The organism is Streptomyces griseoviridis (genome assembly GCF_005222485.1).
GTDB lineage: Bacteria > Actinomycetota > Actinomycetes > Streptomycetales > Streptomycetaceae > Streptomyces > Streptomyces hintoniae.
This window is the reverse complement of record NZ_CP029078.1, coordinates 4,355,100-4,365,000: the sequence shown is the minus strand read 5'-3', so window position 1 is coordinate 4,365,000 and position 9,901 is coordinate 4,355,100. Positions and strand designations below refer to the sequence as shown.

Sequence of the window (9,901 nt, the reverse complement as noted above, 5' to 3'; positions counted from 1 at the left end):
CCACCAGGGTTGAAAACCTGGGGGATGACCTGTGGTTAGGGGTGAAAGGCCAATCAAACTCCGTGATAGCTGGTTCTCCCCGAAATGCATTTAGGTGCAGCGTCGTGTGTTTCTTGCCGGAGGTAGAGCACTGGATAGGCGATGGGCCCTACCGGGTTACTGACCTTAGCCAAACTCCGAATGCCGGTAAGTGAGAGCGCGGCAGTGAGACTGTGGGGGATAAGCTCCATGGTCGAGAGGGAAACAGCCCAGAGCATCGACTAAGGCCCCTAAGCGTACGCTAAGTGGGAAAGGATGTGGAGTCGCACAGACAACCAGGAGGTTGGCTTAGAAGCAGCCACCCTTGAAAGAGTGCGTAATAGCTCACTGGTCTAGTGATTCCGCGCCGACAATGTAGCGGGGCTCAAGCGTACCGCCGAAGTCGTGTCATTGCAGCATGAGGGCCAACGCCCGCTGTGATGGGTAGGGGAGCGTCGTCTGCCGGGTGAAGCAGCCGCGGAAGCGAGTTGTGGACGGTTGACGAGTGAGAATGCAGGCATGAGTAGCGATACACACGTGGGAAACGTGTGCGCCGATTGACTAAGGGTTCCTGGGTCAAGCTGATCTGCCCAGGGTAAGTCGGGACCTAAGGCGAGGCCGACAGGCGTAGTCGATGGATAACCGGTTGATATTCCGGTACCCGCTGTGAAGCGTCAAACATCGAGCATCGTGATGCTAAGGCCGTGAAGCCGCCCTGATCTCTTCGGAGTTGAGGGGAGTGGTGGAGCCGCCGGACCAAGCGGTTAGTAGGTGAGTGATGGGGTGACGCAGGAAGGTAGTCCATCCCGGGCGATGGTAGTCCCGGGGTAAGGGTGTAGGCCGTGCGGTAGGTAAATCCGTCGCACATGTGGCTGAGACCTGATGCCGAGCCGATTGTGGTGAAGTGGATGATCCTATGCTGTCGAGAAAAGCCTCTAGCGAGTTTCATGGCGGCCCGTACCCTAAACCGACTCAGGTGGTCAGGTAGAGAATACCGAGGCGTTCGGGTGAACTATGGTTAAGGAACTCGGCAAAATGCCCCCGTAACTTCGGGAGAAGGGGGGCCACGTCTGGTGATCCGTTTTACACGGTGAGCTGGGGGTGGCCGCAGAGACCAGCGAGAAGCGACTGTTTACTAAAAACACAGGTCCGTGCGAAGCCGTAAGGCGATGTATACGGACTGACGCCTGCCCGGTGCTGGAACGTTAAGGGGACCGGTTAGTCGAGATTCGTCTCGGCGAAGCTGAGAACTTAAGCGCCAGTAAACGGCGGTGGTAACTATAACCATCCTAAGGTAGCGAAATTCCTTGTCGGGTAAGTTCCGACCTGCACGAATGGCGTAACGACTTCTCGACTGTCTCAACCATAGGCCCGGTGAAATTGCACTACGAGTAAAGATGCTCGTTTCGCGCAGCAGGACGGAAAGACCCCGGGACCTTTACTACAGTTTGATATTGGTGTTCGGTTCGGCTTGTGTAGGATAGCTGGGAGACTTTGATCATCGGACGCCAGTTCGGTGTGAGTCGTCGTTGAAATACCAGTCTGGTCGTGCTGGATGTCTAACCTGGGTCCGTGATCCGGATCAGGGACAGTGTCTGATGGGTAGTTTAACTGGGGCGGTTGCCTCCTAAAGAGTAACGGAGGCGCCCAAAGGTTCCCTCAGCCTGGTTGGTAATCAGGTGTTGAGTGTAAGTGCACAAGGGAGCTTGACTGTGAGACCGACGGGTCGAGCAGGGACGAAAGTCGGGACTAGTGATCCGGCGGTGGCTTGTGGAAGCGCCGTCGCTCAACGGATAAAAGGTACCCCGGGGATAACAGGCTGATCTTCCCCAAGAGTCCATATCGACGGGATGGTTTGGCACCTCGATGTCGGCTCGTCGCATCCTGGGGCTGGAGTCGGTCCCAAGGGTTGGGCTGTTCGCCCATTAAAGCGGTACGCGAGCTGGGTTTAGAACGTCGTGAGACAGTTCGGTCCCTATCCGCTGTGCGCGTAGGAGTCTTGAGAAGGGCTGTCCCTAGTACGAGAGGACCGGGACGGACGAACCTCTGGTGTGCCAGTTGTCCTGCCAAGGGCATGGCTGGTTGGCTACGTTCGGGAGGGATAACCGCTGAAAGCATCTAAGCGGGAAGCCTGCTTCGAGATGAGGACTCCCACCCACTTGATGGGTTAAGGCTCCCAGTAGACGACTGGGTTGATAGGCCGGATCTGGAAGCACGGTAACGTGTGGAGGTGACCGGTACTAATAGGCCGAGGGCTTGTCCTCAGTTGCTCGCGTCCACTGTGTTGGTTCTGAAACCACGAACAGCCCCACACCTGAACCCTTTGCTGGGTTGGTTGTGGTGTGGCTGGATAGTTTCATAGTGTTTCGGTGGTTATAGCGTGAGGGAAACGCCCGGTTACATTCCGAACCCGGAAGCTAAGCCTTTCAGCGCCGATGGTACTGCAGGGGGGACCCTGTGGGAGAGTAGGACGCCGCCGAACAATTTTTGGGGAGAGCCCCGCACCGTATGGTGCGGGGCTTTCTGCGTTTAGGGTTGAGTTTATGAATTACCTCATCCGATCGATACGTGCCGACGAGTGGCCGGCCGTGAAGGACCTACGGCTCGCGGCGCTCCAGGACCCGGTCGCCCACCTCGCCTTCCTCGACACCTACGAGGAAGCCGTCGTCCGCTCCGACTCCTTCTGGCAGGAGCGGGCCGAAGGCGGCTGCGAGGGGGCCGAGGCCGCCCAGCAGATCGTGGGGGTGGCGCCCGACGGACAGTGGGCCGGGACCGTCACCGTGCTGATCGAGGAGCCCGGGACGACGGACTGGGCGGGTCACGCCATCGAGCTGCGGCAAGGGCACGTCGTCGGCGTCTACGTCCGGCCCGAGCACCGCGGGAAAGGGCTCAGCGAAGCCCTGTTCGACGCCGGCGTCGACTGGGCCGTGAAGGCCGGGGTCGAGCGGGTGCGGCTCATCGTCCATGAGGACAACCTCCGGGCCCAGGCGCTCTACCGGAAGATCGGCTTCGTCCCCACGGGGCTCACCGTGCCGCTGGGCAAGGGCGGCGACGAGTCCGAGCTGGAGTTCGTCCTGCCGGTGCACCGGGACTAGCCCGAGCGGTCGTACGGGCCGTCAGAGGTCCGTCGTCGGTCGGGCTGTGAGGCCCTGTCGTCCAGTTCCGGTCGTCAGACCGGGAGTTCCGCGTGTGGCCAGCGGGTCCTTGCCTGTTCGCGGGAGCGGAGCAGGGCCAGCGTCTGGACGCCCCGCTCCGCGCCCGCGGCCAGCAGGTCGGGGAGTTGGGGGAGCGGGGCCACCGCGGCGACGTCGTCGAGGACGAGCGTCAGTGGTGGGTCGAGCCGACCGGCCGATGACCGTTCGGCCATGTGCCGGCCGCGCTCGACCACGCTCGAGACGAGGGCCGTCAAGAGGGGCATCGCGCCTGGATCGCTCCTCGGGTCCTCGATGGACTCCCCCACTACATAGAGCGTGCCCCCTTCGTCGACGAAGGAATCCAGCGCGAGGGCATCGGCTCGATGGGGGGTGCAGGCCTCCCTGATGTTGACGGTGAACAGCGCTGCCAGTGCGCGGCCCGTCAACTCCTGGGCCATGTCACGGCGTTCCGGATGGGCGGTGAGCGCGGCCTCGAGTTCGCCGCCGGCGCCGGGGGCCGCCTTCGGGTGGGTGCGCAGGACACGGACCGCGTCCTGCACCTGCGTGCCCTGCGACCAGCGGTGGACATGGCGCACGGTACGGCCGTCGATCGCGGCGGCGTGCACATAGCTGCGCAGGAGGGTCTCCGCGACGTCCGCCACCGCCTGGTCGATCTTCGCGGTCGGGCGGACCGCGGCGAGCAGGGCGACCGCGCGCTCCTGTGCCGTCTGCTTCGACTCGCAGCCCGCCGTGGGGGACCAGTGCAGGCGGGCCGGGGTGTCACAGCGGTGGACCGGGTCGTAGAGGTGGACCGGGCCCAGCTTGGCGCGGGCGTCCTTGGTGTCCGCCCAGAGCGCCGGGTTCGACGTGACGACGACGGCGGGCCCCGGCGCGTCACGGACCGCCTGCGCGGCCGTCGTGAGGCGGCTCTCGCGGTCCGCGACCACGATCTTCTCCCAGCCGCCGACGATCGGCCCGCCCGGCAGCGGCGGCGCGAGCGGCTCGGGGAGGGATTCGGGGAGCGGCTCGGGCAGCAGCGGGGCCGCCGGTGTGGGGACCGGCGTCGGGACCGGTGTCGGGAGGGGCTGGGTGGGTGGGTTCTGGGGGGACGGGAGCGGGTGGGTGGGCTGCTCCGTGCGGGGGGCCGGGACCTCCTGCGCTGCCGGGGTCCTTCGTCGCTCCCTGGCCGCCTTCCAGTGGGCGATCCGGCTCATCGTGAACACCGTCAGCACGAACAGCAGCATCAGCTGGCCGATGAACAGGCCCCAGAACAGGCCGTATCCGGAGAGCTCGTCGGGGGACGTGCCGGGCCAGGCGCCGGGCAGGTCACGCGGGCGGCCGATGAGATGGCGTATGGCCAGCGGGGTCCGGGTGAAGGTCACCCCGTCCGGCCAGGCGCCGTGGGCGAACAGGGCGGACAGGCCCGCCGCCGACCAGAGCAGCAGGGTCACGCCGAGGAGGAAGGCGAGCATGCCGAGCAGGAGTCCGTCGGGGACGCCTCCCCTGCCGGTGGGCCCGCCGCGGTGCTCGTCCGGTCTTGTCACGGCCGTCCGCCTCCCGTTACGCCACCGTCGACGAACTGTCGTAGTCGCCGAGGTGCTGCTCGACGAAGGCCGCGGCCCGTTCCTCCGCCTCCAGTTCCGCGGCGCGCAGCGCGTCGTCGGCCTGGTGGTCGAGGGACGACTCGGTCATCGCGCGGTCGGTGAAGACCAGCGGGCGTTCCGTCTCGGTGATCAGGTGTTTGACGACCTGGACGTTGCCGTTGACGTCCCACACGGCGATGCCCGGCGTGAGGGTGGGGATGATCTCCACGGCCCAGCGGGGCAGCCCGATGACCCGGCCGGTGGCGCGTGCCTCGTCGGCCTTCTGGGCGTAGATGGTTCTCGTCGAGGCCATCTTGAGGATCGCCGCCGCTTCCTTCGCGGCGGCTCCGTCGACGACGTCGGAGAGATGGTGGACGACCGCCACGAAGGACAGGCCGAGGCGGCGGCCGAACTTCAGGAGCCGCTGGAACAGCTGGGCCACGAAAGGGCTGTTGATGATGTGCCAGGCCTCCTCGACCAGGAAGATGCGCTTCTTCCGGTCGGGGCGGATCCAGGTGTGTTCCAGCCAGACGCCGACGATCGCCATCAGGATGGGCATGGCGATGGAGTTGCGGTCGATGTGGGACAGGTCGAAGACGATCAGCGGGGCGTCCAGGTCGATGCCGACCGTGGTGGGGCCGTCGAACATGCCGCGCAGGTCGCCGTCGACGAGCCGGTCGAGGACCAGCGCCACGTCCAGGCCCCAGGCCCGTACGTCGTCGAGGTCGACGTTCATCGCCTCCGCCGACTCCGGTTCGGGGTGGCGGAGTTGCTCGACGATGTCGGTCAGGACCGGCTGGCGGTCCACGATCGTCTCGTTGACGTAGGCGTGTGCGACCTTCAGGGCGAAGCCGGAGCGTTCGTCGAGGCCGTGGCCGAGGGCGACCTCGATGATGGTGCGCAGCAGCGCGAGCTGGCCGGTGGTGGTGATCGCCGGGTCCAGCGGATTGAGCCTGATGCCCATGTCGAGGGCGGCCGCCGGGTCGAGACGGATGGGGGTTATCCCCAGCTCCTCCGCGATGAGGTTCCACTCGCCGACGCCGTCCTCGCCCTGGGCGTCCAGGACGACGACCTGCCGGTCGCGGAAGCGCAGTTGGCGCAGGACGTATGTCTTCTCCAGGGCCGACTTGCCGTTGCCCGACTCGCCGAGGACCAGCCAGTGCGGGGCCGGCAACTGCTGGCCGTAGAGCTGGAAGGGGTCGTAGATGTAGCCCTTGCCTGAGTAGACCTCACGGCCGATGATCACGCCGGAGTCACCGAGGCCGGGCGCGGCGGTCGGGAGGTAGACCGCCTGGGCCTGGCCGGTGGAGGTGCGCACCGGCAGCCGGGTCGTCTCCACCTTCCCGAAGAGGAAGCCGGTGAAGGCGTCGGTGAGGACGGACAGCGGGTCCCGCATCAGCGCATCAGCCCTACCTTCGGATTCCGGTGGCGAACGGGAGCGTGTTGACGAAGGCGCGGTGGTGCTCGCGGTCGCACCACTCCAGCTTCAGGTACGACTTCCCGGCCGAGGCCCTGATGGTCCGCTTGTCGCGGGCCAGGGACTCGGGGGAGCGGGAGGAGACGGTGATGTAGCCGACCAGGTTGACGCCGGCGGCGCCGCTGGCGAGGTCCTCGCCGCGCTGGTCGAGGCGGGAGTGGGCGGCGACGTCGCGGGGGTCCACGGTGCGGTTCATCTTCGCGGCGCGGCTCGCGTCGGCGTCGTCGTTGGTCTTCTCGGTCAGCATCCGCTCGATGGCGACCTCGGTGGGTTCGAGGTCCATGGTGACGGCGACCGTGCGGATCACGTCGGGCGTGTGGACGAGGAGCGGAGCGAGGAAGTTCACGCCGACCGGGGTCATCGGCCACTCCTTCACCCACGCGGTGGCGTGGCACCAGGGGGCGCGGGTGGAGGACTCGCGGGTCTTCGCCTGGAGGTAGGTGGGCTCCATGGCGTCCAGCTCGGCCGGCCAGGCGTTGCGCTTGGTCATCGCCTGGAGGTGGTCGATCGGGTGGTCGGGGTCGTACATGGAGTGGATCAGGGACGCGAGCCGGCCCTGGCCGAGGGGCTGGCGGACCCGGATGTCCGCCTCCTGGAGGCGGGAGCAGATGTCCGTCAGCTCGCGGGCCATGACGACGGCGAGACCGGCGTCGCGGTCCACCTTGCGGCCGCCCTGCGGTCGCGCGGCGCGGGCCATCGCCTGGGCCTCGGCGGCGAGTTCGCGGGTGTAGTGCATGCAGGCGACGAGGTAGGCGCGGTGCTGCTCGCTGCTGGTGGACACCATCGACTGCAACTGGTCGTAGGAGCGCGTCAGCCAGCCGGGGGCGCGTTCGTCGCCGCGGACGGCGACGTCCTTGGCGTGCGCGTCGGGGTCGGCGGGGAGGGTGCGGGCGAGCATCTGGATGCGGGTGACGAAGCCGTCCCCGTTGGCGACGTGCTTGAGCAGGGTGCCGAAGCGGTCGACCAGGGCCTCCTGGTCCTCGGAGTCGCGCAGTCCGACGCCGGGGCCCTCGATCTCGATGGCGGCGGTGACGGTGCGCCGGTCCGCGTGCAGGAGGACGGCGATCTCGTCGGGGCCGAAGGGGGCGGCGAGCCAGGTGATGCGGCCGATGCCGGGCGGCGGGCCGATCTCGACCTCGCGGCCGTCGATGCGGACGCCGGCCTCCTGGACGCCGCTGCGGTAGAGGGTGCCGCGCTTCAGGGTCCGCTTGTAACTGCGGTTGATCTCGAACCACTTGTAGAACGTGCGGTGCTTGTACGGCACGTAGACCGCGGCCAGCGCGATCAGCGGGAAGCCCATCAGCAGCACGATGCGCAGGGAGAGGACGGGGACGAGGAGCCCGCACATCATGCCGAAGAACGCGCCCGCGATGATGAGCGCGATCTCGCCCGACTCGCGGTTGCGGCCGACGATCGCGTTCGGCCGGGCGCGGCCGATGAGATATGTACGGCGGGGCGTGACCGGATGGGACAGGTGGGACTCGGTCGTCAACGCCCTTCACCTCCCGTGCGGTTGGAGCTGCTGTTGCGGGTGTTGCCGGCGTGCGGGGTGTTGACTCCGGTGCTGGACCGGGGCGCGGGCGCGGGGACCGAGCCGCCGCCGGCCGGGGTGCGGGTGCTGTGGGCGGCGACACCGCCGGAGACCTGGTTGGCCGGGCGGGCGCCGCCGGAGGACTGGCCCGCGCCGCCTCCGCCGTCGTTCGCGCGGGTGCTGTGGGTCTTGATGCCCTGGGCGACCATCGTGGCGGGGGAGCTGAAGACGGCGGCGGCCTTGCCTTCGGCGCCCTGCATGATGCGGTTGTTGCGGGAGTTGGCGATCTCGTCGCCGAAGCCCGGGACGAAGCGGTAGATCATCGCGCTGGCGAAGATGGCGAGCAGGATGATCGCGAGACCGGAGACGACGGCCGAGAAGGAGTCGGGGCCGTTGTCGCTGGAGAGGGCGCCCGCCAGGCCGAGGACGATGACGATGACCGGTTTCACCAGGATGACGGCGATCATCACGCCGGCCCAGCGGCGGACATGGCCCCAGAGGTTCTTGTCGACCAGGCCCGCGTAGACGACGGTGCCGAGGAGGGCGCCGACGTAGAGGAGCGCGGCGCGGATGACCAGTTCGAGCCAGAGGACGCCGGCGGCGAGGATGCTGACCAGGGCGACGACGATCAGCATGATCGGGCCGCCGCCGATGTCGGTGCCCTTGCTGAGGGCGCCGGAGAAGGTGCCGAAGAAGGTGTCGGTCTGGTCGCCGGTCGTCTTCGCGAGGACGTCCGTGACGCCGTCGGTCGCGGAGACGACGGTGTAGAGGATCAGGGGGGTGAAGGCGGACGCCAGCACGGTCAGCCAGAGGAACCCGATCGCCTCCGAGACGGCGGTGCCGAGCGGCACACCGCGGACGGCGCGCTTGGCCACGGCGAGCAGCCACAGCAGGAGGGTGAGGATGGTCGACGCGGCGAAGACGACGGCGTACTGCTGGAGGAACTTGGGGTTCGTGAAGTCGACGTTGGCGGTGTCCTTGACGGCGTCGCTCAGCTTCCCGATCGTCCAGGAGGCGGCGTCGGCACAGCCCTTGGCGAGGGAGGTGAGGGGGTCGAGGGTGGAGGAGAGGGGGTTGACGGACCCGCCGGTGCCGCCTTTGGCGCCGTCGCCTCGGTCGCAGTAGTCCTTGGCGGGGCCGTGGATCAGATCGCACGGGTCGTTGCTGGCGCTGGGGGTCGGCGTAGGCGCGGCGAAGGCGCGGGTGGCCAGGACGATCGTCGAGGCCTGCACCGTCGCGACGACGGCGGTCAGCTTGAGCACACGCCGGTTAGCGGGCATAGGTGAACCCTCCGTACTCCTCGACGGCCTTGGCCATGTCGTCGGCGCTGGAGGCCTTGTTGTCGCCTGGGACGGGCGCCGGGCCATCCTTCTGCGAGTGCTGCTCGATCTTCCAGTCGTCGGCGGTCCACTCCAGCCGCATGGTGATGGTGAACCAGCTGTTGGTGACCGGGTTGGTGGAGTTCTCGCCCGCGAGACCGAGCAGGCCGCCGGACCACACCTCGACCGTCGCCTTGTCGGTGGAGGACGCGGTGACCTTGGTGCCGATGGGGCTCGTCCGTGACACGAAGGTGTAGCCGGTGGGGGTCGAGCCGTCGTCGTTCAGGCCGACGTTCTTGTTGAACTGCGCGGTGTAGGCCTGGTCCAGTTGCGTCTCGTACTGCGTGACGCGGGACGGGACGAGGATGGTCTGGAGGATGGAGTCGCGCTTGGACTTGTTGAACATGTCCGCCGAGCCCAGCGCCACCGCGTAGTTCGCCGCCGCGCTCTGTGCCCCCTCCGGGGTGTGGGGGAAGCCCGTGGGGATGCCGTTCGAGGTTGATTCGACCGGGTTGTCGCCCGATGCCGCTGTCGTCGACGTCTTCGGTTTGTTCTCCGCTCCGGTGCCGGCCGCGGACTTGCCGTCCCCGCGGTTCGCGAAGGCGATGGCCGCGATCAGCAGGACGACCACGCCGACCACCGTGATCAGGCTGCGCGAGGACGTGCGGCCGGAGCGGCGGGGGTCGGTGGGGCCGTCGGGCAGGCGGGTTCTGGTCTGGCCGGTGCCGCCGTATCCGCCGGAGCCGGGTTCGTCTCCGAGACTCATGCCGCGTACGCCCCCTCGACGTCGTGCGGGAACACGTGGGAGTACGACGGTAGCCGTGCCGGGGTCCGCGCGG

The 9,901-nt window shown here is 67.4% G+C and carries 6 protein-coding genes and 2 rRNA genes (1 of these 8 running past the window's edge); 3 read left to right on the top strand and 5 right to left on the bottom strand.

All coding sequences use genetic code 11. The annotated features are described in order from the left end of the window. The 3 genes from DDJ31_RS18535 to DDJ31_RS18525 all read left to right on the top strand — a co-directional run. Positions 1-2,282, top strand: a 23S ribosomal RNA gene (locus DDJ31_RS18535); it begins 839 nt to the left of the window's first position. Positions 2,283-2,383: 101 nt separating this feature from the next. Then, positions 2,384-2,500: ribosomal RNA gene (gene rrf, locus DDJ31_RS18530) — 5S ribosomal RNA — on the top strand. 61 nt (positions 2,501-2,561) lie between these two features. Then, positions 2,562-3,113 (top strand): GNAT family N-acetyltransferase, encoded by a 552-nt coding sequence (locus tag DDJ31_RS18525; protein ID WP_127179175.1) that lies wholly within the window; start codon positions 2,562-2,564, stop codon positions 3,111-3,113. 74 nt (positions 3,114-3,187) lie between these two features. Here DDJ31_RS18525 and DDJ31_RS18520 read toward each other — a convergent pair whose 3' ends face one another. The 5 genes from DDJ31_RS18520 to DDJ31_RS18500 are packed head-to-tail and all read right to left on the bottom strand — an operon-like array spanning position 3,188 to position 9,828. Beyond that, positions 3,188-4,696, bottom strand: a complete 1,509-nt coding sequence (locus DDJ31_RS18520) for a type IV secretory system conjugative DNA transfer family protein (RefSeq protein WP_127179176.1) — start codon at positions 4,694-4,696, stop codon at positions 3,188-3,190. Positions 4,697-4,712: 16 nt separating this feature from the next. Continuing rightward, the gene (locus DDJ31_RS18515; RefSeq protein ID WP_127179177.1) at positions 4,713-6,131 is read right to left on the bottom strand and encodes an ATP-binding protein; all 1,419 of its coding nucleotides are present in this window, start codon (positions 6,129-6,131) and stop codon (positions 4,713-4,715) included. Positions 6,132-6,144: 13 nt separating this feature from the next. Beyond that, positions 6,145-7,704 (bottom strand): SCO6880 family protein, encoded by a 1,560-nt coding sequence (locus DDJ31_RS18510; RefSeq protein ID WP_127179178.1) that lies wholly within the window; start codon positions 7,702-7,704, stop codon positions 6,145-6,147. Further along, complete coding sequence (locus DDJ31_RS18505) at positions 7,701-9,023, bottom strand: hypothetical protein (protein ID WP_127179179.1); 1,323 nt, start codon at positions 9,021-9,023, stop codon at positions 7,701-7,703. The genes DDJ31_RS18510 and DDJ31_RS18505 overlap by 4 nt, the downstream gene beginning before the upstream one ends. Then, positions 9,013-9,828, bottom strand: a complete 816-nt coding sequence (locus DDJ31_RS18500) for a hypothetical protein (protein WP_127179180.1) — start codon at positions 9,826-9,828, stop codon at positions 9,013-9,015. Before DDJ31_RS18500 ends, DDJ31_RS18505 begins: the two co-directional genes overlap by 11 nt. Between the last annotated feature and the right edge of the window lie 73 nt (positions 9,829-9,901).